25 protein-coding genes are annotated in these 26,229 nt (G+C 61.7%); 5 read left to right on the top strand and 20 right to left on the bottom strand.

Annotation, left to right across the window (positions count from 1 at the left end; all coding sequences use genetic code 11):
* Positions 1–120: 120 nt before the first annotated feature.
* Entirely contained in the window at positions 121–1,215 is a 1,095-nt protein-coding gene (locus tag AC515T_RS06065) for a PLP-dependent cysteine synthase family protein (RefSeq protein WP_496531791.1), read from the top strand.
* 161 nt (positions 1,216–1,376) lie between these two features.
* Here AC515T_RS06065 and AC515T_RS06070 read toward each other — a convergent pair whose 3' ends face one another.
* The 3 genes from AC515T_RS06070 to AC515T_RS06080 all read right to left on the bottom strand — a co-directional run bounded on the left by AC515T_RS06070 (position 1,377) and on the right by AC515T_RS06080 (position 4,399).
* Positions 1,377–2,990: an NAD(P)/FAD-dependent oxidoreductase gene (locus AC515T_RS06070; RefSeq protein WP_496531792.1), complete on the bottom strand. Its 1,614-nt coding sequence runs from the start codon at positions 2,988–2,990 to the stop codon at positions 1,377–1,379.
* A gap of 73 nt (positions 2,991–3,063) precedes the next feature.
* Positions 3,064–3,738 carry a COG3650 family protein gene (locus tag AC515T_RS06075; protein ID WP_496531793.1) on the bottom strand — a complete coding sequence of 225 codons (675 nt, stop codon included), beginning with the start codon at positions 3,736–3,738 and terminating at the stop codon, positions 3,064–3,066.
* Positions 3,739–3,799: 61 nt separating this feature from the next.
* Positions 3,800–4,399: a short chain dehydrogenase gene (locus AC515T_RS06080; RefSeq protein ID WP_496531794.1), complete on the bottom strand. Its 600-nt coding sequence runs from the start codon at positions 4,397–4,399 to the stop codon at positions 3,800–3,802.
* 104 nt (positions 4,400–4,503) lie between these two features.
* Here AC515T_RS06080 and AC515T_RS06085 point away from each other — a divergent pair, with 104 nt between their 5' ends.
* Entirely contained in the window at positions 4,504–5,448 is a 945-nt protein-coding gene (locus AC515T_RS06085) for a LysR family transcriptional regulator (RefSeq protein WP_496531795.1), read from the top strand.
* On the opposite strand, the gene AC515T_RS06090 is transcribed toward AC515T_RS06085, so the two are convergent.
* The 9 genes from AC515T_RS06090 to AC515T_RS06130 all read right to left on the bottom strand — a co-directional run bounded on the left by AC515T_RS06090 (position 5,436) and on the right by AC515T_RS06130 (position 13,127).
* Positions 5,436–5,912 (bottom strand): DoxX family protein, encoded by a 477-nt coding sequence (locus AC515T_RS06090; protein ID WP_496531796.1) that lies wholly within the window; start codon positions 5,910–5,912, stop codon positions 5,436–5,438. The two genes, AC515T_RS06085 and AC515T_RS06090, sit on opposite strands and share 13 nt — an antisense overlap.
* Entirely contained in the window at positions 5,909–6,667 is a 759-nt protein-coding gene (locus tag AC515T_RS06095; protein ID WP_496531797.1) for an HvfC/BufC N-terminal domain-containing protein, read from the bottom strand. The genes AC515T_RS06090 and AC515T_RS06095 overlap by 4 nt, the downstream gene beginning before the upstream one ends.
* Complete coding sequence (bufB, locus tag AC515T_RS06100) at positions 6,664–7,533, bottom strand: MNIO family bufferin maturase (RefSeq protein WP_496531798.1); 870 nt, start codon at positions 7,531–7,533, stop codon at positions 6,664–6,666. Before bufB ends, AC515T_RS06095 begins: the two co-directional genes overlap by 4 nt.
* 25 nt (positions 7,534–7,558) lie before the next feature.
* The gene (locus AC515T_RS06105) at positions 7,559–7,864 is read right to left on the bottom strand and encodes a BufA1 family periplasmic bufferin-type metallophore (protein ID WP_496531799.1); all 306 of its coding nucleotides are present in this window, start codon (positions 7,862–7,864) and stop codon (positions 7,559–7,561) included.
* Between the two features lie 263 nt (positions 7,865–8,127).
* Positions 8,128–8,829 (bottom strand): ABC transporter ATP-binding protein, encoded by a 702-nt coding sequence (locus AC515T_RS06110; RefSeq protein ID WP_123342436.1) that lies wholly within the window; start codon positions 8,827–8,829, stop codon positions 8,128–8,130.
* Positions 8,830–9,597, bottom strand: coding sequence for a high-affinity branched-chain amino acid ABC transporter ATP-binding protein LivG (gene livG, locus AC515T_RS06115; protein WP_060738896.1), 768 nt, complete (start codon positions 9,595–9,597; stop codon positions 8,830–8,832).
* On the bottom strand, positions 9,594–10,850 hold the full coding sequence (locus AC515T_RS06120; RefSeq protein ID WP_053182535.1) for a high-affinity branched-chain amino acid ABC transporter permease LivM: 1,257 nt from the start codon (positions 10,848–10,850) through the stop codon (positions 9,594–9,596). The genes livG and AC515T_RS06120 overlap by 4 nt, the downstream gene beginning before the upstream one ends.
* On the bottom strand, positions 10,847–11,770 hold the full coding sequence (gene livH / locus AC515T_RS06125; RefSeq protein ID WP_496531800.1) for a high-affinity branched-chain amino acid ABC transporter permease LivH: 924 nt from the start codon (positions 11,768–11,770) through the stop codon (positions 10,847–10,849). The genes AC515T_RS06120 and livH overlap by 4 nt, the downstream gene beginning before the upstream one ends.
* Positions 11,771–11,999: 229 nt before the next feature.
* Positions 12,000–13,127 (bottom strand): branched-chain amino acid ABC transporter substrate-binding protein, encoded by a 1,128-nt coding sequence (locus AC515T_RS06130; protein ID WP_496531801.1) that lies wholly within the window; start codon positions 13,125–13,127, stop codon positions 12,000–12,002.
* A 340-nt stretch (positions 13,128–13,467) separates the two neighbouring features.
* Between AC515T_RS06130 and AC515T_RS06135 the strand changes: the two genes are divergently transcribed.
* Complete coding sequence (locus AC515T_RS06135; protein ID WP_053119051.1) at positions 13,468–13,773, top strand: DUF2288 domain-containing protein; 306 nt, start codon at positions 13,468–13,470, stop codon at positions 13,771–13,773.
* A gap of 300 nt (positions 13,774–14,073) precedes the next feature.
* On the opposite strand, the gene AC515T_RS06140 is transcribed toward AC515T_RS06135, so the two are convergent.
* Positions 14,074–16,251, bottom strand: a complete 2,178-nt coding sequence (locus AC515T_RS06140) for a hypothetical protein (RefSeq protein ID WP_496531802.1) — start codon at positions 16,249–16,251, stop codon at positions 14,074–14,076.
* 359 nt (positions 16,252–16,610) lie between these two features.
* Between AC515T_RS06140 and AC515T_RS06145 the strand changes: the two genes are divergently transcribed.
* Complete coding sequence (locus AC515T_RS06145; protein WP_496531803.1) at positions 16,611–17,960, top strand: spinster family MFS transporter; 1,350 nt, start codon at positions 16,611–16,613, stop codon at positions 17,958–17,960.
* A gap of 129 nt (positions 17,961–18,089) precedes the next feature.
* Here AC515T_RS06145 and AC515T_RS06150 read toward each other — a convergent pair whose 3' ends face one another.
* Both AC515T_RS06150 and pobA read right to left on the bottom strand, forming a co-directional pair.
* A complete protein-coding gene (locus AC515T_RS06150; RefSeq protein WP_496531804.1) occupies positions 18,090–19,613 on the bottom strand; it encodes an MDR family MFS transporter in 1,524 nt (507 codons plus the stop codon).
* 69 nt (positions 19,614–19,682) lie between these two features.
* Positions 19,683–20,873: a 4-hydroxybenzoate 3-monooxygenase gene (pobA, locus tag AC515T_RS06155; RefSeq protein ID WP_496531805.1), complete on the bottom strand. Its 1,191-nt coding sequence runs from the start codon at positions 20,871–20,873 to the stop codon at positions 19,683–19,685.
* 175 nt (positions 20,874–21,048) lie between these two features.
* On the opposite strand from pobA, the gene AC515T_RS06160 reads away from it, so the two are divergent.
* A complete protein-coding gene (locus tag AC515T_RS06160; protein ID WP_305482870.1) occupies positions 21,049–21,942 on the top strand; it encodes a helix-turn-helix domain-containing protein in 894 nt (297 codons plus the stop codon).
* 7 nt (positions 21,943–21,949) lie between these two features.
* Here the strand turns inward: AC515T_RS06160 and AC515T_RS06165 are convergent, their stop codons facing one another.
* From AC515T_RS06165 to arcA, 5 genes are all read right to left on the bottom strand, one after another.
* A complete protein-coding gene (locus AC515T_RS06165) occupies positions 21,950–22,126 on the bottom strand; it encodes a hypothetical protein (protein WP_163006774.1) in 177 nt (58 codons plus the stop codon).
* Between the two features lie 230 nt (positions 22,127–22,356).
* Complete coding sequence (locus tag AC515T_RS06170) at positions 22,357–22,716, bottom strand: DUF5064 family protein (RefSeq protein ID WP_496531806.1); 360 nt, start codon at positions 22,714–22,716, stop codon at positions 22,357–22,359.
* Positions 22,717–22,781: 65 nt separating this feature from the next.
* The gene (arcC, locus tag AC515T_RS06175; RefSeq protein WP_496531807.1) at positions 22,782–23,711 is read right to left on the bottom strand and encodes a carbamate kinase; all 930 of its coding nucleotides are present in this window, start codon (positions 23,709–23,711) and stop codon (positions 22,782–22,784) included.
* 165 nt (positions 23,712–23,876) lie between these two features.
* Positions 23,877–24,887 (bottom strand): ornithine carbamoyltransferase, encoded by a 1,011-nt coding sequence (locus AC515T_RS06180; protein ID WP_496531808.1) that lies wholly within the window; start codon positions 24,885–24,887, stop codon positions 23,877–23,879.
* 84 nt (positions 24,888–24,971) lie between these two features.
* Positions 24,972–26,228 (bottom strand): arginine deiminase, encoded by a 1,257-nt coding sequence (gene arcA, locus AC515T_RS06185; protein WP_496531809.1) that lies wholly within the window; start codon positions 26,226–26,228, stop codon positions 24,972–24,974.
* Between the last annotated feature and the right edge of the window lies 1 nt (position 26,229).

Consider the following 26,229-nt stretch of genomic DNA (forward strand, 5'->3'; position numbering starts at 1 on the left):
CTGTACCTGTGCGTGATGTCGGTTTTTTCCTAAGCTGGCGTCTGGTTTTTCCGAACGTCAGCCGTGCCTGCACGACCGCGTGATCTCCCCACGCCGAACCGATCCAGTGAGAAATACACCATGAACGACCACCGCCAGTGGGCCCGTGAAGCGATCCGCATCATCGAGGCAGACTTCCAGCGCAGCGCCGATACCCACCTGATTCCGCTGCCGCTGCCTGGTCTGCCGGGCATCGAGCTGTATTTCAAGGACGAGTCCAGCCATCCCACCGGCAGCCTCAAGCATCGGTTGGCCCGTTCGCTGTTTCTCTATGCATTGTGTAACGGCTGGCTCAAGCCCGGTGCGCCGGTGATCGAGGCCTCCAGCGGCTCGACGGCGATTTCCGAGGCTTACTTCGCCAGGTTGCTGGGCCTGCCGTTCATTGCGGTGATGCCGGCGACGACGTCCAAGGAAAAAATCGCACAGATCGCTTTCTATGGCGGCCAGAGCCACCTGGTGGATGATCCTACGCAGATCTACGCCGAATCCGAGCGCCTGGCCCGCGAGCATGACGGGCATTTCATCGACCAGTTCACCTATGCCGAGCGTGCCACAGACTGGCGGGCCAATAACAACATTGCCGAATCGATCTTCCAGCAGATGCGCTTCGAGCGGCATCCGGAACCCACTTGGCTGATTTCCAGCCCCGGCACCGGCGGCACCACGGCCACCCTGGGACGCTATGTCCGTTACCGCCAGCACGGCACCCGCGTGCTGTGTGCCGACGCCGAGCGTTCGGTGTTCTTCGACTACTACCGCAGTGGCGACGCCAGCCTGCGCCTGGATTGCGGTTCGCGTATCGAGGGTATCGGCCGGCCACGGGTCGAGGCGTCGTTCCTGCCGAAAGTCATCGATGCGATGGTCAAGGTGCCGGACGCCTTGTCCCTGGCGGCCATGCATTACCTGGCCCAGCGCTTGGGGCGACGGGTCGGCGGGTCCAGCGGCACCAACCTGATCGGCGCGCTCATGGCGGCCCGGCACATGGCAGAGGCGGGGGAGTCGGGGTCAATCGTGGCGATCTTGTGTGACGGCGGCGAGCGCTATGCCACGACCTATTACGACCCGGCGTGGCTCAAGGCCCAGGGCTATGAGTTGAGTGGGCTGATGGACATCGTGGCGGCAAGCGTGGAGCGCGGGGAGGCGCTGCCGGAGAGTGTGTTGCGAGCGAACATCTGAGTCACTGTGATCCCTTGTGGGAGCGAGCTTGCTCGCGATAGCGGTGGATCAGTCAACATCTGTGTTGATGCCAGGCCACCATCGCGAGCAAGTTCGCTCCCACAGGGGCATGCTGTTCGCCCAAGCAAATCCTACCTTGAGTGAACAGCATTGGCCCTCTGTCAGGCCTCCAGGCCAAGGATATCCCGCGCCACCGCTTCGGCGATCCGAATCCCGTCCACGCCCGCCGACAGGATCCCACCCGCGTAACCGGCGCCTTCACCCGCCGGGAACAGGCCCTTGACGTTCAGGCTCTGCAGCGATTCGTTGCGGGTGATGCGCAGGGGCGATGAGGTGCGGGTTTCGATGCCGGTCAGCACGGCGTCGTGCAGCGAGTAGCCGCGAATCTGCTTCTCGAACGCCGGCAAGGCTTCGCGGATGGCTTCGATGGCGAAGTCCGGCAAGGCCAGGGCCAGATCCCCCAGGGATACCCCAGGCTTGTAGGAAGGTTCGACGCTGCCCAGTGCCGTAGACGGCTTGCCGGCGATGAAATCGCCCACCAGTTGCGCCGGGGCCTCGTAGTTGCTACCGCCGAGCACGAACGCGTGGGATTCCAGGCGTTCCTGCAACTCGATGCCGGCCAGCGGGCCACCTGGATAATCCACTTCCGGGGTGATGCCGACGACGATGCCGGAGTTGGCGTTGCGCTCATTGCGCGAATACTGGCTCATGCCGTTGGTCACGACGCGGTTCGGCTCGGACGTCGCCGCTACCACGGTGCCGCCCGGGCACATGCAGAAGCTGTACACCGAGCGGCCATTCTTGGCGTGGTGCACCAATTTGTAGTCGGCGGCGCCGAGTTTCGGATGGCCGGCGTACTTGCCCAGGCGCGCGCTGTCGATCAGCGATTGCGGGTGTTCGATGCGGAAACCCACCGAGAACGGCTTGGCTTCCATGTACACGCCACGGCTGTGGAGCATACGGAACGTGTCCCGGGCGCTGTGGCCGAGGGCCAGGATCACGTGTTTCGAATGGATGCGTTCACCGCCGGCCAATTCGACGCCGACCAGTTGGCCGTCCTCGATCAGCACATCGGTGACCCGCTGCTGGAAGCGTACTTCGCCGCCCAGGGCGCGAATCTGCTCACGCATGGTTTCCACCACGCCTGTCAGGCGGAACGTGCCGATGTGTGGCTTGCTGACGTAGAGGATTTCTTCTGGCGCGCCGGCCTTGACGAATTCATGCAGGACCTTGCGGCCAAGGAACTTCGGATCCTTGATCTGGCTGTAGAGCTTGCCGTCGGAAAACGTCCCGGCGCCGCCTTCACCGAACTGCACGTTCGATTCGGGGTTGAGCACGCTTTTGCGCCACAGGCCCCAGGTGTCCTTGGTGCGCTGGCGCACTTCCGGGCCACGTTCGAGGATGATCGGCTTGAAGCCCATCTGCGCCAGCAACAGCGCGGCGAAGATCCCGCACGGGCCGAAGCCGACCACGATCGGGCGCTCGCTCAGGTCGGCCGGTGCCTGGCCCACCACTTGGTAGCTGACATCCGGCGCTTCGTTGACGTTACGGTCATCGGCGAACTTGCGCAGCAGGCTGGCTTCATCGCGCACCGTCAGGTCGATGGTGTAGATGAAGCACAGTTCGGAGGATTTCTTGCGCGCGTCGTAGCTGCGCTTGAACAGGGTGAAGTCGAGCAGATCATCGCTGGCGATGCCCAGGCGCTGCACGATGGCAGGGCGCAGGTCTTCTTCGGGATGGTCGATCGGCAGCTTGAGTTCGGTGATTCGTAACATGGCGGGGTCCGGTTCGCGGGATGCACAACTGCACCAGGGCGTGAACCGGCGATTATAAGCCAAAAGCTGTGAATCAGTCGTCGCGCGCGCCACCGAAGTAGGCGCAGCCGCGTTGGACCTGGCCGTTGACCCGCAACTCGGCGCTCATGTGTTGCACACTGCCGCTGACGCTGTCGACACAACGCGCAGGTGTGACCCAGAGCTCGACTTTCTGGTTGTTGGCCTCGGTGCCCAAGTTGAAGCGGCCATCGCCCAATTGCTCCTCGACGTAAGGCACCGCCAGCGGCGGCTGGCCTTCGCGGTCCAGCACCAGGCCCTTGCCACTGGCCTTGAGCGTCCATTCAGGGCCGTGCCCCGCGGCGCGCAGGATCACGCGTTTGAAGTCAACGTCTTCGCAAGCCGTTCCCGAGCGTTCCAGGCGATACAGTTGTTCAACGTCCAACTGACTGTCGGTGCCGGCCGCTGCGCTGGAAACGATACGGCCACGTACATCGGCAAACAGCTTGCCCTGATCATCGGCCAGGCTGGCGGCCTGTTGCAGTACGCTGGTGCCACCGCTGTCGTTGACGATGTAGCGGCGCTGTTCCTGGCACGGCTGGAACACCAGTTTGCCATCGGCCGCCGTGAGTTCGCCCTGCAGGCGCGTCTGGCCGGCGTGGGAGGCGCTCTGGCGTGGGGCATCGAGCAGTTGGCAGCCGGTAAACAGCGGCAGGAGGGCGACAAACAGCAGGGAGCGGGCGGCACGCATCATTGGGTCTCCAGACAAGTGCCGCCACGTTACTCAGACTGATCCTGCATCACAAGGGGTGTTAGCCCACGTGAAAGGTCTGACCGGTTTGCAGGCCTTCGACGCTCTTGGCGTAGGCCAATGCCACATCCACTGCGGGGACGGGTTTGAAACCGCGGAAATAAGGCGCGTACTTGTCCATGGCTTCCAACAGCACGTTCGGGCTCACCGAGTTGACCCGCAGGCCCCGTGGCAACTCGATTGCCGCGGCGCGCACGAAGCTATCCAGGGCACCGTTGACCAGGGCCGCCGAAGCACCGCTCTTGATCGGATCGTGGCTGAGTACGCCGGTGGTGAAGGTGAAGGACGCACCGTCGTTGGCGAATTCGCGGCCGATCAGTAGCAAGTTGACCTGGCCCATCAGCTTGTCTTTCAAGCCCAGGGCGAAGCTGTCTTCGGTCATGTCGGCCAGGGGCGCGAAGGTGACGTTGCCGGCGGCGCAGACCAGGGCGTCAAAACGGCCCGTCTTTTCGAACAAGGCGCGAATCGAGGCGCTGTCGCTGATATCCACCTGCAACTCACCGCTGTGGCGGCCGATCCGAATGATTTCGTGGCGGGGCGACAGTTCGTTATCAATGGCCGAACCGATGGTGCCGTTGGCGCCGATCAACAGGATTTTCATGAGTTGTTCCTTAATGGGTTGAACGAGTTTTCAGTCTAGAGATGTTCTTTCCGCTGATAATCATGCTAATAGGCAACCTTTGGTTTTCATTTGGAAACAATCCAATGAGTGAAATGGATGACCTGGCGGCGTTTGCCGTGTTGATGGAGGCCGGCAGTTTCACCCTGGCGGCCCAGCAATTAGGGTGCAGCAAGGGCCAGTTGTCCAAGCGCATCAGCCTGTTGGAGAGCCGGTTTTCGGTGCTGTTGCTGCAACGCACCACACGGCGCTTGAGCCTTACGGCGGCAGGGGCGGCGTTGTTACCCCAGGCCCAGGCGTTGTTGGTGCAGGTGGAAAGGGCGCGTCAGGCACTGGCGCGGTTGAAGGATGACATTTCCGGTCCGGTGCGTATGACGGTTCCGGTTTCGTTGGGCGAAACCTTCTTCGAAGGCTTGCTGATGGAATTCGCTCGCACGTATCCCAACGTGCAGATCGAACTGGAGCTCAACAACGGTTACCGCGACTTGACCCGCGATGGCTTCGACCTGGCGATCCGTTCCGACGCCACCATTGATGAACGGCTGGTGGCCCGGCCATTGTTGGCGTGGCACGAAATGACCTGCGCCAGCCCAGCCTACCTCGAGCGTTACGGCGAACCTGAGACACCCCAGGCCCTGGCCGAGCACCGCTGTTTGCTCAACAGCCACTACAGCGGCCGGGAGGAATGGCTTTACCACCAACAACACGAACTGCTGCGGGTCCGAGTCTCGGGGCCGTTCGCCAGCAATCACTACAGCCTATTGAAAAAAGCCGCCCTGGCCGGCGCCGGAATCGCCCGGTTGCCGTCGTACCTGCTGCACGAAGAGTTGGCTGACGGACGCTTGCATTGGCTGCTGCGCGATTACCAGACCCGGCGCATGCCGATGTACCTGGTGCACCCCTATCAGGGTGGCCTGCCCAAGCGCACCCAGGTGCTGGCCGACTACTTGATCGACTGGTTCAAGCGCAGCGGCGAGGCGCTGGATCGGCTCGCTCCCACAGGGGGGGCTGGGGTCAGTCAGCGGGCGTAACGCTTGGCGATCAGGTGATGGATGGACAACACCCCCGGCCCGCGGGCCATCAGGTAGAGCAAGACCGCCGCCCAGGTGCCATGGGTCGGGTAGGCGTCCGGGTAGACGAACAGTTGGATCGTCACGGTCATGCCGAGCAAGGCCAGCGCTGAAAAGCGTGTCGCCAGGCCCAGCAGGATCAGCACCGGGAACACATGCTCGGCAGAGGCCGCCAGGTGCGCGGCCAGTTCCGGCGACAGCAGCGGCAGAGCGTATTCGCTTTTGAACAGGGGAATGGTCGAGTCCGCCAGGCGTGGCAGACCGATCTGGAAGGTGCCGTCGAACAGGTCGATGGCCAGGCCTTCGATTTTGGTCTGGCCGGATTTCCAGAACACCGCGGCAATCGAGAAGCGTGCGATGAAGGCGATCAGGCTGTGGGGAATTTTCTCCAGCCATTGAATGAAACCGGCAATCAGGGCGTTCATGGGGATACCTGTTCGGCTATGAGATGGGTGATGGCCTGGTGGCGGATGAGCCCCGCCAGGGTGTGTTCCAGATCGAGGTCGATTGAGGCCTCAATGGCAGCGGTCAGCGGCAACCCTTGTTGCAAGGCGGCGATGAACCCATGGGCAGCGCGACTGATCGCAAGCACCACCACGTCCAGGCCGTTGCGCAGCACCAAGGCGTTTTGCGCGGGAAACGTTTCGAACGGCACCGGCGTCTGGTGCTGATGGGCGGCCCAGATCGTCACCACGGCGAAGGGGGATTGCAGCAGGCGCAGTGACGGGTGAAGCCCGATCTTCAGGCGCCCCGCCAGCGTGGGGGACGACAGCGCCGCCACGATTCGTTCTTGCGCCATGGGCTCGGCGTCGGCGGCATGCCAGGCTTGCACCTGCAGCCGCTCCAGTCGGGCGACGTCCGCCAGGTAAGGCACGCTGACGGCGGGTTCGAAGTGTTCGATGAACTCGGCGAAATCGCCCCCGTAGTCGTTCATCACCGGGCTTCGCGGCGGCGCTGACTGGGCGTAGACCCCCGCCATGGCCCGGAAGAATGCCTCGCCCACCAGTTGCGCCACCACCGGGTAGTTGTCGGCCAGGGCGTTGATCAATGAGCTGAGCACGTTGTTGCGGTACACCGCGAAACGGCTCTGCGGGTCCGCACCATTGGCGCTGACCAGGCCAGGTGGACACGCCTTGCGCGGGTCGAGCAGGGCGGCGGCGAATGCGTGCTGGTTGCTCATGGCCGGGCTCCAGCGGCGCTCAACAGTTGATCGGCCTGGCGCGCCTCGGCCAGCAGTACCTCCCATGCAGGGATGTGGTTGTCGCGCTCGATCAAGGTGGCGACCGGCCCGGTCCGCTCCAGTGCCTTGAGGTACAGTTGCCAGACTGCGTGGTCGATCGGCGCGCCGTGATCGTCTATCAGCAGGCGCTCGCCGAGGCTGTCGGCATCTTCGGCAAAGCCGGCCAGGTGAATTTCGCCGGTCGCTTGCAGGGGCAGGGCGTCGAGGTAGGCCAATGGATCGCGACAGTGATTGATGCACGAAACGTAGATGTTGTTCACATCCAGCAACAGGCCGCAGCCGGTACGACGGATCACTTCGCTCATGAACTGTGGCTCGTCGAGGGTCGAGGTTTCGAAGGCCAGGTAGGTGGCCGGGTTTTCCAGTAACAGCGTGCGCTTGAGGCTGCTCTGCACCTGGTCGATGTGGTCGCAGACCCGGTCGAGGGTCGCCTCGTCGTAGGCCAGGGGGAGCAGGTCATTGAGGAACACCGGGCCGTGGCTGGACCAGGCCAGGTGTTCGGAAAAGGATTGGGGCTGATAGCGTTCGATCAATGCGACCAGGCGCTGCACATGCGCGACATCCAGCGGCCCCTCCCCACCGATCGACAGGCCGACGCCGTGCAATGACAGCGGGTACTGTTCGCGTATCAGCCCCAGGAAGTGATGAAGCGGCCCGCCGGCCACCATGTAGTTTTCCGCGTGCACCTCGAAAAAGCCCAGATCCGGTCGGGTCAGGAGCACCTCGCGAAAATGCTCGCTCTTGAGCCCCAACCCTGCCCTTGGCGGCAGCCGGCTAGCAGAGGCGAGGGATGGGGTGTTCAACATCGTGGCGGGCCTCAGGCGGATGCGATCAGGACTTGGCTTTGAACGCTTCGAGCTGACCGAAACCGGTCGGGGAGGTTTTGCTTTCCAGGGTGGTGCACGTGCCTTTGGGGACCGATTTCCAGGCGTTGGCCTGATAGTCCATTTTTGCGGTACCGGCGCAGGTGGTGCCGGCGCCGGCGGCGCAGTCGTTCTTGCCTTTGAGGGCAACGCCGAAGCATTTTTCCATGGCGTCGTCGGCTGCGTGGACGGTCGAGACGGCTGTCATGCTCAGGGCGGAACCCAGGGCCAGGACCAAGGCAGCGGCGGACAGGGAGCGGGTCGAAGCAGTCATGATGATTCTCCAGTCATTCAGGGAAATGAACCGGCGTTAGCGCCGGTCTGCTGAACTAGAGAGGGGAGGTAAAGGCGTGTTACAGCGGGCGCATGATTTTTTTGAATGGCCCGAAACCTGTGGCGAGGGAGCTTGCTCCCGCTGGGCTGCGAAGCGGCCCCCAAGATTTTTCGGCTGCTGCGCAACCGAGCGGGAGCAAGGCATTCACTTTAGATCTGGGCAAAAAAAAACGGCCCGAAGGCCGTTTTTTCCTTGCTGTAGACTCAACCCCCCAGATACGCCTCGCGCACTTTCGGGTCGGTCAGCAGGGCTTCACCGGTGCCTTGCATCACTACGCGACCGTTCTCCAGCACGTACGCCCGGTCGGCGATTTTCAGTGCCTGGTTGGCGTTCTGCTCCACCAGGAACACCGTCACGCCGTCCTTGCGCAGTTGCTCGATGATGTCGAAGATCTGCTGGATGATGATCGGTGCCAGGCCCAGGGACGGCTCGTCGAGCAGCAGCAGCTTGGGCTTGCTCATCAGCGCACGGCCGATGGCGAGCATTTGCTGTTCGCCGCCGGACATGGTGCCGCCGCGCTGGGTAAAACGCTCTTTCAGGCGTGGGAAAAGGTGCAGGACCTTGTCCATCTGTTCCTGATAGTCGCCCTTGTCGGTGAAAAAACCGCCCATGGCGAGGTTTTCTTCCACAGTCAGCCGGGCAAATACCCGACGGCCTTCCGGCACCACCGCGATGCTCTTGCGCATGATCTGCGACGAGTCCTGGCCCACCAGTTCCTCACCCATGTAGCGGATGCTGCCACTGTGGGCCTGGGGCGAGCCGCAGAGCGTCATCAGCAGGGTGGATTTGCCGGCACCGTTGGCACCGATCAGCGTCACGATTTCGCCCTGGCGGACTTCGACGTTGACGCTGTGCAGGGCCTGGATCTTGCCGTAGAAGGTGGAAACGTTTTCGAACTGCAGCATTTACGCTTCCCCCAGGTAGGCTTTGATCACTTCAGGATTGTCGCGGATCTGTTCCGGCGTACCGTCGGCCAGGGGCGTGCCCTGGTTGATCACGACGATGTGGTCGGAAATGCTCATGACCAGCTTCATGTCGTGCTCGATCAACAGCACGGTGACGTTGTGCTCCTCGCGCAGCACACCGATCAGCGCTTTCAGGTCTTCGGTTTCCTTGGGGTTCAGGCCGGCGGCCGGTTCGTCGAGCATGAGGATCCGCGGACGGGTCATCATGCAGCGGGCGATTTCCAGGCGCCGTTGCTGACCGTAGGCCAAGGTCCCGGCGGTACGGTTGGCAAACTCGGTGAGGTTGACCTTGTCCAGCCAGTACTCGGCGTACTCCATCGCCTCGCGTTCGCTCTTGCGGAACGCCGGGGTCTTGAACAGACCGGCAAAGAAGTTGGTGTTCAGGTGACGATGCTGGGCGATCAGCAGGTTCTCGACCGCCGTCATGTCCTTGAATAGCCGCACGTTCTGGAAGGTGCGCACCACACCCTTGCGGGCGATGTGGTGGCCGGGCAGGCCCTGGATCGGCTCGCCGTCCAGCAGGATGGTGCCGCCGGTGGGCTGGTAGAAGCCGGTCAGGCAGTTGAACACGGTGGTCTTGCCCGCGCCGTTAGGCCCGATCAGGGCTACCACCTGCTTCTCTTTCACGGTCAGGGCCACGCCGTTGACCGCCAGCAAACCGCCGAAGCGCATGCTCAAGTTTTCGACTTTCAGGATCTCGCGGCTCATTTGCGCAGCTCCATGTGGGGGCGTTGCATAGGCAGCAGACCTTGAGGACGCCAGATCATCATCAGCACCATCAAGGCGCCGAACATCAACATGCGGTATTCGCTGAATTCACGCATCATTTCCGGCAGAAGGATCATCACGATCGCCGCCAGGATCACGCCCAACTGCGAGCCCATCCCGCCCAGCACCACGATGGCGAGGATGATCGCCGACTCGATGAAGGTGAAGGACTCCGGCGTCACCAGGCCTTGGCGAGCGGCGAAGAAGCTGCCGGCAAAGCCGGCGAACGCGGCGCCGAGGGTAAAGGCCGACAGTTTGATCACGGTTGGGTTGAGACCCAGGGCACGGCAGGCGATTTCGTCTTCACGCAATGCCTCCCAGGCGCGGCCGATCGGCATGCGCAGCAGGCGGTTGATGACGAACAGCGCGGCCAGGGCCAGCAACAGGGCAACCAGGTAGAGGAAGATCACCTTGTTGATCGAGTTGTATTCCAGGCCGAAGTACTCGTGGAAGGTCTGCAAGCCTTCGGCGGCTTTACGTTCGAAGGTCAGGCCGAAGAACGTCGGTTTCTCGATGTTGCTGATGCCGTTCGGGCCACCGGTGATGTCGGTCAGGTTGCGCAGGAACAGGCGGATGATCTCGCCAAAACCCAGGGTCACGATCGCCAGGTAGTCGCCGCGCAAGCGCAGGACCGGGAAGCCCAGCAGGAAACCGAAGGTGGCGGCCATCATCCCGGCGATCGGCAGGCAGATCCAGAAGCTCAGGCCGAAGTAGTGGGACAGCAGCGCATAGCTGTAGGCACCGACGGCGTAGAAACCCACGTAACCCAGGTCCAGCAGGCCGGCCAGGCCTACGACAATGTTCAGGCCCAGGCCGAGCATCACGTAGATCAGGATCAGCGTGGCGATGTCCACCGCGCCGCGAGAGCCGAAGAACGGCCACACCAGGGCGACGACGATCAGGCCCAGCACGATCCAGCGCTGGGTCGACGGCAGCGTCAGGAAGTTGCTGGCCTTGGCCGGGATCACCGGCAGGCCGGGCGAAGACTTCCACGCCGCGCTGATCTGCGTGCTGAACAACACGCGTACGAACATCAGCAGCGAGCATACGGCGATGGTCGCCAGGATGGCCGGGCTGGTGCCGTGCACTTCCAGGTTGATGCCGACGATGGTCAGTTTAAGACCCAGTACCGGGTAGGCCACGGCCCAGACCAGCAGGGCGCTGAAGAGCGCCGATTTGAGATGCCTAGTCATACTTTCTCAACCTCCGGGCGGCCCAGGATGCCGGTCGGCCGGAATAACAGAACCAGAACCAACAAGCCGAATGCCACGACGTCCTTGTACTGGTCGCCGAAGATGTCGGCGCCAAAGGCCTCCGCCACGCCCAGCACCAGCCCGCCGAGCATTGCGCCGGGGATGCTGCCGATGCCGCCCAGTACCGCGGCGGTGAAGGCTTTCAGGCCTACGAGGAAGCCGGCGTTGGGGTTGATCACGCCGTATTGCATGCTCAACAGCACCGCGGCAATGGCCGCCAGGGCCGCACCGATGATGAAGGTCAGGGCGATGATGTTGTTGGTGTTGATGCCCAGCAGGTTGGCCATCTTGATGTCCTCGGCACAGGCGCGGCAGGCGCGACCGAGGCGGGAACGGGAGATGAACAGCGTGAGGCCGAGCATGGCGACCAGGGTCACCACGAACACCACGATTTGCATGTAGGAAATCAGCACTTCATGTGCCCCGCCTGGCCCGATGGCAAAGTTGCCCGGGATCAGGTTGGGTATGGATTTGTCCTTGGAGTCTTGCGAAAGCAGTACCGTGTTCTGCAGGAAGATCGACATGCCGATGGCGGAGATCAGCGGGATCAGACGGTTGCTGCCGCGCAGGGGGCGGTAGGCGATCCGTTCGATGCTGTAGCCATAGGAGCTGGTGACGACGATGCTCGCGATGAACGCTGCGGTCATCAACAGCGGGACACTGTCGAGTCCCATCATGGCCAGCCCGGCGATGGCGATGAACGCCACGTAGGAGCCGATCATGTACACCTCGCCGTGGGCGAAGTTGATCATTCCAATGATGCCGTAAACCATCGTATAGCCGATGGCGATCAGGGCATACGTGCTGCCAACGGTCAGGCCGTTAACCAGCTGCTGGAAGAAGTGATAGATGTCAGGCATTACAGCGCTCCTAAAAACCTGATACGCATTTCACTGGTGGAGTCATTTTCCGCCCGGGCCCCGTGGATCTGCATCCACTTCGAGCACGAGGTTTGCCAGCGAACCGCTGATGACGGTTTTGAGATTTTCAGGTGGGGAGACTGGCGGATCACGCCAGCGCGGCCCAATACATTTAAAACAAAGCCCACGGCACGCCGTGGGCTTTATTGGCAGTCAGTCAGGCCAGGCCTTACTGAGGCGAAGCTTCGGTTTTAGGTTTGCCGAAATGCCACTCGTAGACCACGAACTTGAAGTCCTTCAGGTCGCCTTTCGCGTCGAAGCTCAGGTCGCCCGTTGGGGTCTTGAAGGTGCCGGCGTGGATGGCTTCAGCCACTTTGCTTGCGTCTTCGCTCTTGGCAGCCTTGATGGCGTCGGCGATCACGGTCACTGCGGAGTACGACGGGAACACGAACGGACCGCTCGGGTCTTCTTTCTTGGCCTTGAACGCGTCAGCCAGGGCAACGTTGGCCGGATCCTGGTCGAAGGACTTCGGCAGGGTCACCAGCAGGCCTTCGGAGGACTCCTTGGCGATTTGCGAGATGGAGTCGTTACCCACGCCTTCCGGACCCATGAACTTGGCCTTCAGGCCTTTTTCCTGGGATTGACGCAGGATCAGGCCCAGCTCCGGGTGGTAGCCGCCGTAGTAGACGAAGTCGACGTTGGCTTGCTTGAGCTTGGCGATCATCGAGGAGAAGTCTTTGTCGCCGGCGTTCACGCCTTCGAAGACGGCCACTTTCACGCCTTTGCCTTCGAGGGTTTTCTTCACGGCGCTGGCGATGCCTTCACCGTACTGCTGCTTGTCGTGCAGGACCGCAACGATCTTCGGCTTGACGTGGTCGGCGATGTAGTTGCCGGCCGCAGGGCCTTGGGCGCTGTCCAGGCCGATGGTGCGGAAGATCATCTTGTAGCCGCGAGCGGTGATGTCCGGGCTGGTAGCCGCCGGGGTGATCATGATCACGCCTTCGTCTTCGTAGATGTCGGACGCTGGCTGGGTGGAGCTGGAGCACAGGTGGCCGACCACGAACTTGATGCCGTCGTTGACGACTTTGTTCGCGACCGCGACCGCTTGTTTTGGATCACAGGCGTCATCGTATTCAACGGCTTCAAGTTTCTTGCCGTCGACGCCGCCCTTGGCGTTGATCTGTTCGATGGCCATTTTCGCGCCACTGAACTGCATGTCGCCGTATTGGGCTACAGGGCCGGTTTTCGGGCCGGCGATGCCGATCTTGATGGTGTCGGCGGCAAACGAATGGCTGGCAACCCCGGCCAGAACCATAGCGGCAAACAGTTTGGAAATCTGCTTAGTAGCCTTAGTCATAGTGCTCCACTCATGCTGTTGTAGTTTTTATAGTCCTGGCGCCGTAGCAGCAGAACCGGGTCAGATATCTTGGATACCCACGCGGAAAATGCCCCCCGGCAACTGTACCGGTACAGTGTAGAGCGCCGATTGTTGGCAAGGGAAGCTGGCGCTTGGGTGCAAAACCTGGGGGTGTCGCTTAATTGAAAGAAAAAGACAGAATAGCGGCGGGGGTTGTCCGGTCGTTTCGGCAATCCTTGGCTTTCCTGCGCTTTTCAATCGGTGCTGCAATTACTACCGGGTTTTTCTGCCAGACCACCGACGTTATCATTCGCGCCGATTTCTTTTCCGGACAGGTCCCATGAATCAAGAACCTAGCACCCTCTATGCCAAGCTGCTTGGAGAAACCGCATCCATCACCTGGAAAGAGCTGGAGCCGTTCTTTGCCAAGGGTGCCCTATTGTGGGTCGATCCGGCACTGGATTTGATCGCCGCCGCCGAGGCCGTTGCCCAGGACGAAGGTACCAAAGTCGCCGCCTGGCTGGCCGCCGACCAGCTCGCCAAGCTGTCTGAAACGCGGGCGCTGGATTTTCTGGAACGCGATCCGCAGCTTTGGGCGGTGGTGGTTTCGCCGTGGATTATGATCCAGGAAAGGGCGTCGAATTGATCGGCGCACCAAGTTGGTTCGTGTTTTTGCGTTTGAAAAAGTGTGTAGGTGAGTAGCGTGATAGCACCCTGCCGTGGCGAAACGCCACAGGAGGGGGTGACGTATACGTAACGGGAACAGTTTATTGAGCAGCCTTTGGGCTGCTTAATTGTTTCTGGATGTTGTCTCGGTGGTGTATTCAATACCGCTATCGCGAGCAAGCTCGCTCCCACAGTTGATCGCGTTTTGCCTGAAGGAACGCGGTCCACTGTGGGAGCGAGCTTGCTCGCGATTGGGGCCGACGCGGTGTCGCGCCTGCCCTCAGTAAGTCCTGCCAGTATGGTTATTGAGGGAAATAACCTTGGTCTTGCCAATGCGATGACGGTAGATCTCGCGCAGGTACTTGATGGATTTCTTCACGCAGTCCCGGGACAGGCGGATGTCGTTGATCGAGACGAACTTGTCCTTGTCATTGATCAGCTCGCGGTACTTCTTCTCGTACATCGGCTTGATCGCGTACCAGTTGGTGTCGAGGATCTTCGCCGGGTTTTCGAATTCGTTGAGCAGGTCGTCGATGCGGGCTTCGTCGAAGTCTTCATTGATGATGAAGTCCAGGATCGAGTTGTCCAGGGTGTCGTCTAAGCGGTACGGGGTGCGGGCGAAGCAGCGTTTGATGAAGGCCACGATCAGGGTCAGGAAGTCATCCGACAGGCACGGGCTCTTGGCGATCAGGGTGGTCAGCGACAGGTTCGCCGAGGCGCCGATCACTAACGCGTAACGCTTGAGCGTGGTGTTGGGGAACAGGCTGTTGAGGTGGGTCTTGAGCCGGTTCAGGTCCATGTAGGACAGCTTGTAGTCCTTGGGCAAGGAGACGATGGACACCACCGACGAGCAATTCTTGAAGAAATGCAGGTCATGCAGGGCCGCGGCGTCGTAGCCGGAATTCTTGTATTGCTCCAGCGAGGCGCGATAGCGCTTGGATTCGATCGGCAACAGGCTGATGCCCTCGATGGCCTGGGTGACCTTGTTGAAGTGCGGCAGGTCGATGGAGCGGAAGAACAGGTCGTCGATGTTCAGGCGCGGTGGCTCTTTTTCGAACACCTTGAACTTGTCGCCGCTCGGCGCCGGGGTTTCCGGGACGACGGACTCGGCGTAGGCGATCGCCACCGGGCCGGCCAGGCTCATGAACAAGTCGTTGGCGTCCAGGCGAATGGTTTCGCCGATGTCGATGCCGGCACGGCGGAAGTAGTTCTGGTCGTAGTCGGTGGTGACGGCCTGGGCCGTCAGGATGTTGAAGATCTGCTGGGAAATGTACTGGTTGGCGTGCTTCTCCATGGCATTGACATCAATGTTCTGGATGTTGCCGTCATCGCTCTCTTCGGCGTAGCGCATGATGTCGTTGGAGATCAGCATCATCGCGTTCCACGGGCGGATACGGCCCATCACGCTGGCTTCGCTGCTGTCTTCGTTGGCGAAGTTGTACGAGAAATCCCATTCTTCCGACAGGTACTTGCACAGCAGGCGTCCGGCGTTGATGTGCAAGGCCTCGGACATTTCGCTGCGGTGGTCGGAAATGTTCGGCAGTACGCAGATGCCGCTGGTGAAGATCGGCTCGAAGACGAAGGAGTGGCCGCTCTTGCTGTCGTGTTCGTCCATCGGCTTGGTGTCGAACGTCTTGTTCATGTACGAGTACTGCTGGGCCAGGCCGAATTCCGAGGCCATGCCCGAACCGGTACCGCCGCCGGCGCTGAAGATCGAGAAGTACAGGCGCGACTGGTTGGCCTTGATGCCGCAGCTGTCGATCAGGTACGAGTGGATCATTTTCCAGTCGGGGCTGGAGAAGCGCTGGGTGTCCTTGTTCAGGATGATCTTGGCCAGGTACTGGCCGAGGATCGGCGCGTTACCGGCGCCACCGGCGTGGACTTCCGACAGGTCCATGATTTTCATTTTGCTGTAGTCGCGCAAGAAGCCGCTTTTTTCGCCCTTGCGCGAGAAACGGATGCGCCCGGCGATGTCCTTGTCCAGGTCGCCGAGCATCACCAGCGGCTCCACCAGGAACACCGGCTTGCTGGCCTTGCTGGTGCCCAGGCGCAGGTTGTTGCGGATCCACTGTGCGGGGCTGTAGCCCTTGTCGCTGTAGCCCTTGTCTTCGGCGTTGAATTCGTTGAGGTAGAACTTGCGGGCGTTGTACACCAACTCGGCCACGTCCAGGGCGATGTTGGAGCCGCAGCGACCCAGGCCGATCAGGCACACCGACGGGAACTCCTGCTGGGCGCGGTCGTATTCGTCGTCCACCAGGTGTGGCGGACGCGGGAACACGGTGTCACGCAGGCCGTCGAGGTTATCCAGGATACGGTCGGTGTTGGTTTCGGTGAAATACAGATACTGTTGGGTCGACAGAGGGCGCGGGGGGCTCGATGGCTTAGAGACTTCTGGGCCGTTGGCGGCCGGGCTCAAGGTCAGATCGGATACCGCAGTGGCTGTTTTTTTTGAGGTCATTGTGCGCCATATGCCTGAACTGGTGGCTCGACGAATGCGCTCATCGAACCCTCGCGGATGGGAATTCACGCCTGGATAAACGCGAAAATCGGTCCAAGCGGTCAGGGCTGCAGCCTGAGCAGCGCTCGGGATAATCTTTTCCTGATCTCGTTGAATCGGCCACCGGACTTCGATCTTTAACCAACAAAAGGCAAAATGATGGCAATTGTTACAGGAAGTTGATCGGTATCAAGAAATACGCCGCGTCCCATGGGCGGGTATCAGTCTTGCGAATGATTGGAGACAGCGCCCGTGCCGCTGTCTAGATTGCATATCCAGGCCACGGACCGTTGGCCCATAACAATAAAAGAGACGGACCCATGCAGAACTCGACCCAAGCGGCGAATGCCTGGCGCATTCTGTTCCTGTTGTTCCTGGCCAACCTGTTCAATTTCTTCGACCGCACCATTCCGGCGATTATCATCGAGCCGATCCGCATGGAGTGGAGCCTCAGCGACTTCCAGATCGGCATCATCGGCACCGCCTTCACCATCGTTTACGCCATTGCCGGTTTGCCGCTGGGGCGTATGGCCGATACCGGTTCGCGCAGCAAGTTGATGGGTTGGGGCCTGGCGGCCTGGAGTGGACTGACGGCGGTGAATGGCCTGGTGGGCAGCTTCTGGGCGTTCCTGGTGGTGCGCATGGGCGTCGGCATCGGCGAGGCCAGTTACGCGCCAGCCGCCAACTCGCTGATTGGCGATCTGTTCCCGGCCCACCGCCGGGCGCGGGCCATGGGTATCTTCATGCTGGGGCTGCCGCTGGGCCTGTTGTTGGCGTTTTTCACCATTGGCGCGATGGTCAAGGCATTCGACAGCTGGCGTGCGCCGTTCTTCATTGCGGCGGTGCCGGGGCTGGTGCTGGCGGTGTTCATGTTTTTCATCAAGGAGCCCAAGCGCGGCGCGGCGGAAACCGTGCAGGTCTCCCAGGAAAAAATCGACAAGCCGGTTCGCCGGGTGCTGGCGATTCCCACCTTCCTCTGGCTGGTGCTGGCCGGGCTGTGCTTCAACTTCGCTACCTATGCTTGCAACTCCTTCCTGGTGCCGATGCTGCAGCGTTATTTCCTGATGCCGCTGCACGAGGCGGCCGTGGCCACCGGGATCATGGTGGGTGTGACGGGGTTGTTCGGGCTCACCCTGGGCGGCTGGGTCGCGGACAAGATCCACCAGCGCGTGCCCAACGGCCGCCTGCTGTTCGCCGCGTTCAGCCTGGCGATTTCGACGGTCACCACGGCGTGGGCCCTGCATGCCGGGCGCATTGAAATCGGCGTGTTCGTGGCGGTGTTCAGCGTCGGTTGGCTGTTTGCGTACAACTTTTACACCTGCGTCTACACCGCGATCCAGGACGTGGTGGAGCCGCGCCTGCGTGCCACGGCGATGGCGTTGTACTTTGCCGGGCTGTATTTGCTCGGCGGCGGCCTGGGGCCGGTGGTGGTGGGCGGCTTGTCCGACTACTTCGCCCGCACGGCCATGGCCGCCGCCGGTGTCGACCAGATGACCGAAGCGTTCAAGGCCATCGGCCTGCACGACGCGATGTACCTGATCCCGGTGGCGCTGCTCTTGACCATGGTGTTCCTGTTCCTGGCATCACGCTGCTTCGTGCGCGATGCCAAGCGGATGAAGGACGGGATGAGCGCGCAGGTGGTGCCGGAGGGTGTCGTGGCGACGGCCTGAAGATTGTGTGGCAACATTGTTTTTGTGGCGAGGGAGCTTGCTCCCGCTCGGTTGCGCAGCGACCGCAACATTTTTGGGGCCGCTTCGCGCCCCAGCGGGAGCAAGCTCCCTCGCCACAGAGATCGTGTCTTACAGGTTATCCAACTTTTCATCCCGCCCTCGCAGCAGGCGATCGGGCATCGCCACTGCCGCCGCCAGTCCCAGTAACGACACCGCCGCGCTGATCAACAGCAAATCCCGGAACGTCGCCTGCAATGCCTGGCGCAAGGCATGCTGCGCCTCCCCCGGGGCGGCGCTCAGGCCGTCCAGCAAGACGTTGCCGGAATGCCCTTCGCCGATCAGCGACGAGCCGGCGAGCCGGGCGAAGCTTGAATCCTGCAGCAAGGCCAGCAGCAACGCCGACATCAGGGCCACACCCACCGCGCCGCCAAGGGAGCGGAACAGGTTGGTGGTGCTGGTGGCGACGCCGATGTCCTGTTGGTGCACGGAGTTCTGCGAACCCACCAGCGACGTGGGGAACTGCATGCCGGAGGCGATGCCGCTGAGCAGCATGAACAGGCTGCTGAGCCAGAACGCGTCAGGCGGGGTGAAAGCCATGCCGAGGATGGCGAATGGAACGAGCAGGGCGCCGCTCAGGATCATCGGTTTGTAGCGCCCCGTGACCGAGGTACGGCGGCCGGCGAAATACGCGCCCATCGGCAACCCCATCGCCAGTGGCAACAAGTGCAAGGCCGCGCTGTCGGCACCGGCACCGGTCACGCTCTGGAAGCGCAACGGCACCAGCACTGTCAGGGATATCGCCTGGAAACTGGTGAAGAACACCGTGCACCAGCACAGCACCGCGCTGCGGTTGACGAACAGGTGCATCGGCAGCAATGGTTCCCGCGCCCGGCGTTCGTGCCAGACGAACACCCCCAGGGCTATCCCCGCGCACCCCAGCAGCCCCAGCACTTCATGGCTGTGCCAGGCATGGCCCTGGCCGACCTCGGTGATCCCCAGAAGCAACGCCGTCAGGCCGATGATCAGCAACACGGTGCCCAGGTAGTCGATGATCGGCGTGCGTTGCGGCACTGGCAGCCCCACCAGGGTACGTCGGGCCACCCACCAGGCCGTGAGGCCCAGCGGCAGGTTGATCCAGAACACCCAGCGCCACGACAAGTATTCGGTCATATAACCACCGAGCACCGGCCCGGCCACGCTGGCCACCGCGTACATGCTGCTGAAATACCCCTGGTAGCGACCCCGTTCGCGGGGCGGGATGATGTCGCCGATGATCGCCTGGCTCACCGAAATCATCCCGCCGGCGCCGATGCCCTGGACGATCCGCGCCAGTACCAGTTGCTCCATGTTTTGTGCCAGGCCACAGAGCAGCGAGGCCAGGGTGAACAGGCCCATGCCGAACAGCATCAGCGGCCGGCGCCCGTAGAGGTCGCCGAGTTTGCCGTAGATCGGCACCGCCACGGTCATGGCGACCATGTAGCCGGAGATCACCCAGGCCAGCAGGCTGACGTCGGAAAATTGTGCGGAGATGGCCGGCATCGAGACGGCGACGATGGTCTGGTCCAGCGCACCCAGGAAAATCGCCAGCATCAAGGCCACCAGCACGCTGCGGATGGCCGGTTTCGGGGCTTGGAGTGTATTGAGCTGAGTCACGGCAGAACCTGCGGGCATTGCGCCGAAGAGGCGAATGGGACGAAGCCCGCAGTTTAAGTCGGTAGGCGGCTATTCGATAGCCTCGTAAGGAAGTCCGACGTAATTTTCCGCGATGGTTTTTCGGCCGGCCTCGGAGTCGAGGAAATATTCCAGTTCGGCTTCGCTGATGCGCTGGTTGAAGGCATCGTCGTCGAAGCGGTGCAGCATCGAAGTCATCCACCACGAGAACCGCTCGGCTTTCCACACGCGCCGCAGGCAGATGGCCGAATATTGCTCCAGCAAATCCACACGGCCGTCGCGATAGACCTTGAGCAGAATGTTGAACAGCGTGCTGACATCGCTGGCCGCCAGGTTCAGCCCCTTGGCCCCGGTCGGCGGGACGATGTGGGCCGCATCGCCCACCAGGAACATCCGCCCGTACTGCATCGGCTCGACCACGAAGCTGCGCAGCGGCGCGATGCTTTTCTCGATGGACGGGCCGGTTACCAGGGCTTCGGCCAAGTCGGCGGGCAGGCGATTTTTCAGTTCACCCCAGAAACGCTCGTCCGGCCAGTCGGCCACTTGCTCCTCGGCAGGGACTTGCAGGTAGTAACGGGTGCGGGTCTTGGAGCGCATGCTGCACAGGGCAAAACCGCGGGCGTGCCGAGCGTAGACCAACTCCTCGTGGACCGGCGGGGTGTCGGCCAGCACGCCGAGCCAGCCAAACGGGTAGACGCGCTCGAAGACCTTGAGTTTTTCTGCCGGAATGGACTGTCGCGCCACGCCGTGGAAACCATCGCAACCGGCAATGTAGTCGCAGTCCAGGCGCCAGGTTTGCCCTTCATGCTCGAAGGTCACGAAGGGGTGTTCGGTTTGCATGTCGTGGGGCTGGGCGTTGCTGGCCAGGTAGAGGGTGCGGGCGCCGGCGGCTTCGCGAGCGGCCATCAAGTCCCGGGTGACTTCGGTCTGGCCGTAGACCATGACGTTTTTACCGCCGGTCAGGCCCTTGAGGTCAATGTGCACCCGCCGATCGTTGAGCACCAGTTCAAAGCCGTCATGGGGCAGGCCTTCGGCGTCCATGCGTTGGCCGACGCCCGCCTGGCGCAGCAGTTCGACCATGCCTTGCTCCAGCACACCGGCGCGGATGCGGCTCAGTACATAGTCCGGGGTCTGGCGTTCGAGGATGACAGTGTCGATTCCAGCGTTATGCAGCAACTGGCCGAGCAGCAGGCCAGAGGGGCCGGCACCGATAATAGCGACTTGGGTCTTGAGGGTTTTCATTGTTCTTATGACTCGCACGAAGCACGCGACCAGGGTCGGTGTTGATTGTTGTGGACCGAGTGCCTACATTTTTCGCTTGCGGACCTGTCAGTTGAAGGGGAAAACTGAGCCGATACCTGTACTTTCTGCCAATTGGTGCGATTATCGCCCGCAACCCCAGGCCCGGATCCACGTTATGAAAAAACCTGATCTGCCTTCGATCCCGGTGTTCAAGCTCTACGGTGAAAGCCAGGAATGGCCGACGCCGGACCTGCTGCACTGCGAAACCATCTCCAAGCGCAGTCGCGAGCATCAATGGGAAATCAAGCCCCATCGGCACGCCGATCTGTGTCAGTTGTTGTTTGTCTTCAAGGGCCAGGCGGAACTGGAAATCGAAGGCCGGCGCACCCAGCTCACCGAGCCAGCCGTGCAGATCCTGCCGCCGCTGTCGGTCCATGGCTTTCGTTTTTCCGAGGATGTGGAAGGTTACGTGGTGACGTTGGCGGCGCCGCTGGTCACACACCTGCAAGCGCAACTGGGGCATTCGGTCAATGTGCTGGCCCAGGCCGAAAGCTACCCCGCCCTTGAGAATGCCGAGTACCTCAACAGCCTGTTCAGCGCCTTGCAGAATGAATACATGGGGCATCAGCCGGCTCGGGAAATGCTGATGCATGCGCTGGTCAGCGTGATCATGGTCTGGGTCAGCCGCCAGGTGATGCAACGCCACACCCAGGCCCAGCGCCCGCAACGGGCCCGGGAATACCTCAACGGGTTCATTCAGTTGGTGGAAGAAACCTATCGCGAGCACGTCAAGGTCGAAGATCTGGCCCATCGCCTGGGCATTTCCGTGTCGCACCTCAACGGCACCTGCCGGGAACTGGCGGGGCAACCGGCATTGCAGATCATGCATGAGCGCCAGTTGCTGGAAGCCAAGCGCCTGCTGACCTACACCGGCATGACCATCTACGAGATTTCCGAACTGCTCGGGTTTTCCGACCCGACCAACTTCACCCGGCTGTTCCGCCGGCGCGTCGGCATCTCGCCCAAGGCGTTCCGGGACCGGCTCAAGACCGATCAACAGGACGACTGACCACGCCTCAGCGCAGGGCGTTCAGGGTCGCGCTGTGGGGGATGCAGCGTTCGAAGTTGCAACTGGCGTGTTCACGGGGCAGTTGCCTGGCCTGCTCGACCCGGTAGGCCGCAGTGCCATATAGCGCAAGCGTGGCGGCGCAGGTGACGAAAATGGCGAGGCGTCTTTTTATTTTGATGTTCATGGCGGTGACCTCTGAACGAATACCCGGGGGTACTACATTGAGCATAGGTCAGCCGTGGCGGGTTGCCAGCCGGGCAAGTGTTGCATTTAACCCGATATTCAAGACGCTGATATCCCTGTGGGAGCGAGCTTGCTCGCGACGACGGCGGCACATCCGGCATCGATGCAAGCTGACACTCCGCTATCGCGAGCAAGCTCGCTCCCACAGGGGATAGGGGGCTTTGAGGTTGGTTACGCCAGATGTTCAGGCTTCATCGGATCCCCTGGCTTGACGTCCAGTTGCTTGCGCACGTCTTCGAACATTTCGTCGTAGTACTTGTGCATCGAGCCGATGCTGGCGGTCTTGGGCAAGCCGTATTTCTGGGCGATACGCGTGGCATGGCGGGCGAAGTCGAAGGCCTGGTCCTTGGCCAGGAAGAAGGTCTCGTCCAGGGCCTTGTCCTCGACCGTGCCGTGGATCTGGAACGACATGCCTGTGCCCTCTTCGGGGTTCTGCTCAACCTTGTAGTCGATGCACAGGTTGTAGCTGAAATCATCCTTGTTCAGCGCATGGCGCTCCATGTGCAGGTGACCGGGTTCGAACATGGCCATAAAACGACTCTCCTTCGAAGGCGTGGGTGTAGGACAGACCCTGGATCCGCCCCGCAAGTTTCCTGTTATCGATAAGCGATGCCGGGTGTCGACGTGCTGATGCGGGTGCCGGCAGTGCCTTGGACGATAGCATCGATGTCCGACAGCGACCCGATCACCGCGACCTTGCCCGTGTTGCGCGCGAATTCGCAGGCGGCCTGCACCTTCGGCCCCATGGAGCCGGCGGCGAAGCCGAGCCGGTCCATTTCGTCGGGGTGGGCCTGGGCGATGGCTTTCTGGGTCGGTTTGCCGAAGTCGATGAACGCGGCGTTGACGTCGGTGGCGATCACCAGCAGATCGCTTTCCAGCTGTTCGGCCAACAGCGCCGAGCACAGGTCCTTGTCGATCACCGCTTCCACGCCTTGCAGCTTGCCGTCGGCGTCGTACATCGTCGGAATGCCGCCACCGCCGGCACAGATCACGATGCTGCCTTTTTCCAGCAGCCATTTGATCGGGCGGATTTCAAAGATGCGCTTGGGCCTGGGGCTTGCGACCACACGGCGGAACTTCTCGCCATCCGGGGCGATGGCCCAGCCTTTCTCGGCGGCCAGTTTTTCGGCTTCGACCTTGTCGTAGACTGGGCCGATCGGTTTGGTCGGCTTCTTGAAAGCAGGATCGTTGGCGTCGACTTCGACTTGGGTCAGCAGCGTTGCGAAAGGCACTTCGAAGTCCAGCAGGTTGCCCAATTCCTGTTCGATGATGTAACCGATCATGCCCTCGGTTTCGGCGCCGAGCACGTCCAGCGGATACGGCGTGACCGAGGTGTAGGCTGCCGCCTGCAATGACAGCAGGCCCACCTGCGGGCCGTTGCCGTGGGCGATGACCAGTTGGTTGCCGGGGTGGATCTTCGCGATCTGTTCGGTCGCGGTGCGGATATTGATGCGTTGGTTGTCTGCGGTCATGGGTTCACCCCGACGCAGGAGGGCGTTACCGCCCAGGGCAACGACGATACGCATGATATTGTCCTTTTAAAAATGGAACGAACTCCGCAGTCTCCTGTGGGAGCGAGCTTGCTCGCGATGACGGCGGCACATCCAACATCAATGCAAACTGACATTCCGCCATCGCGAGCAAGCTCGCTCCCACAGTGAAGAGCACTTCAGCATGGGAGCGGGCGGTGTTCAGATATCCGCCAGCGCCGCCACCAGGATCGCCTTGATGGTGTGCATGCGGTTTTCCGCCTGTTCGAAGGCGATGTTGGCTGGGGACTCGAACACGTCCTCGGTTACTTCCACGCCATTGGCCAGGTTTGGATAACGGGCGGCGATGTCCTTGCCGACCTTGGTTTCGCTGTTGTGGAACGCCGGCAGGCAATGCATGAATTTCACCCGTGGGTTGCCCGAGGCTTTCATCATTTGCGCGTTGACTTGGTAGGGCAGCAATTGCTCGATGCGTTCATCCCAGGCTTCCACCGGCTCGCCCATGGACACCCAGATGTCGGTATGGATGAAGTCCACGCCCTTGACCGCTTCCTTCGGGTCTTCGGTGATGGTGATGCGTGCACCGCTTTCAGCGGCGAAGGCCTGGCATTGGTCGATGAAGTCCTGGTGCGGCCACAGGGCTTTCGGTGCGCCGATGCGCACGTCCATGCCCAGTTTGGCGCCGATCATCAGCAGCGAATTGCCCATGTTGTAGCGGGCATCGCCCAGGTAGGCGTAGCTGATGTCATGCAGCGGCTTGTCGCTGTGCTCGCGCATGGTCAGGGTGTCGGCGATCATTTGGGTGGGGTGGAATTCGGCGGTCAGGCCGTTGAACACCGGCACCCCGGCGAACTTGGCCAGTTCCTCGACGATCTCCTGTTCGAAGCCTCGGTATTCGATGGCGTCGAACATCCGCCCCAGGACCCGGGCGGTGTCTTTCATGCTTTCCTTGTGGCCGATCTGCGACGACACCGGGTCGATGTAGGTGACGTGGGCGCCCTGGTCATGGGCCGCGACTTCGAAGGCGCAGCGGGTGCGGGTCGAGGTCTTCTCGAAGATCAACGCGATGTTCTTGCCCTTGAGGTGCGGCTGTTCGGTGCCGGTGTACTTGGCACGCTTGAGGTCGCGGGACAGGTCCAGCAGAAAGTGCAGCTCGCGGTTGGTGTGGTGCATCAGACTCAGCAGGCTGCGGTTGCGCATGTTGAACGCCATGATGTGGAACTCCTCAGGTGTAGGTTATCCCCAGGGCCGGTCTCTGCCGTGGGATGCAGAGCGTTGCCGGCCCTGGCTCAAAGGTCAGTAATCGATCGGGTCGCGAATGATCGGGCAGGTCATGCAATGACCACCGCCACGGCCCCGACCCAGTTCGCTGGCGCTGATGGTGATGACCTCCACGCCGGCCTTGCGCAGCAGGGTGTTGGTGTAAGTGTTGCGGTCATAGCCGATCACCACGCCCGGTTCCAGGGCCACGACGTTGTTGCCGTCGTCCCATTGCTCGCGTTCGGCGGCGAAGCTGTTGCCGCCGGTTTCCACCACCCGTAGCGCCGGCAGCTTGAGGGCCGCGGCCACGGTGTCGAGGAAGCTGCCGTCCTCGCGGCGCACATCGATACCGCCGGGCTTGCTTTCGTCAGGGCGCAGTGAGAAGGCGACGATCTGGCTCACCACTTCCGGGAATACCGTGACCAGGTCGCGGTCGCAGAAGCTGAACACGGTATCCAGGTGCATGGCGGCCCGGGATTTCGGCAAGCCGGCGACGATTACCCGCTCCACGGCCTTGTGCTTGAACAGGTTCAACGCCAGTTGGCCGATGGCTTGGTGGGACGAGCGTTCGCCCATGCCGATCAACACCACGCCATTGCCGATGGGCATGACATCGCCGCCTTCAAGCGTGGCGTTGCCGTGCTCCTGGTCCGGGTCGCCGTACCAGACCTGGAACTCGGCCTGGGTGAATTCGGGATGGAACTTGTAGATAGCGCTGGTCAGCAGGGTTTCCTGGCGGCGCGCCGGCCAGTACATCGGGTTCAGGGTCACGCCGCCGTAGATCCAGCAGGTGGTGTCGCGGGTGAACTGGGTGTTGGGCAGCGGCGGCAGGATGAAGCTGGAGTGCCCGAGGAAGTCGCGGAACATCTGGATGGTCTTGCCGCCGAAGCTGTCCGGCAGGTCATCGGCCGAGACGCCGCCGATCAGGAACTCCGCGATATGGCGCGGTTCCAGGCTGCGCAACCACGAACCGACTTCATTCACCAAGCCCAGGCCCACCGAGTTGGCGGTGATCTTGCGCTGCAGGATCCAGTCCAGGGCTTCGGGGATGGCGACGATGTCGGTCAGCAAGTTGTGCATTTCCAGCACGTCGATATCACGCTCGCGCAGCTTGGTGACGAAATCGAAATGGTCGCGCTTGGCCTGGTTGACCCAGATCACATCGTCGAACAGCAGCTCGTCGCAGTTGTTCGGGGTCAGCCGCTGGTGGGCCAGGCCAGGGGAACACACCATGACTTTACGCAGTTTGCCGGCTTCGGAATGAACGCCGTACTTCACTTTTTCCGTGGTCATT

The sequence above is a fragment of the Pseudomonas sp. FSO-7 genome (assembly GCF_059579345.1).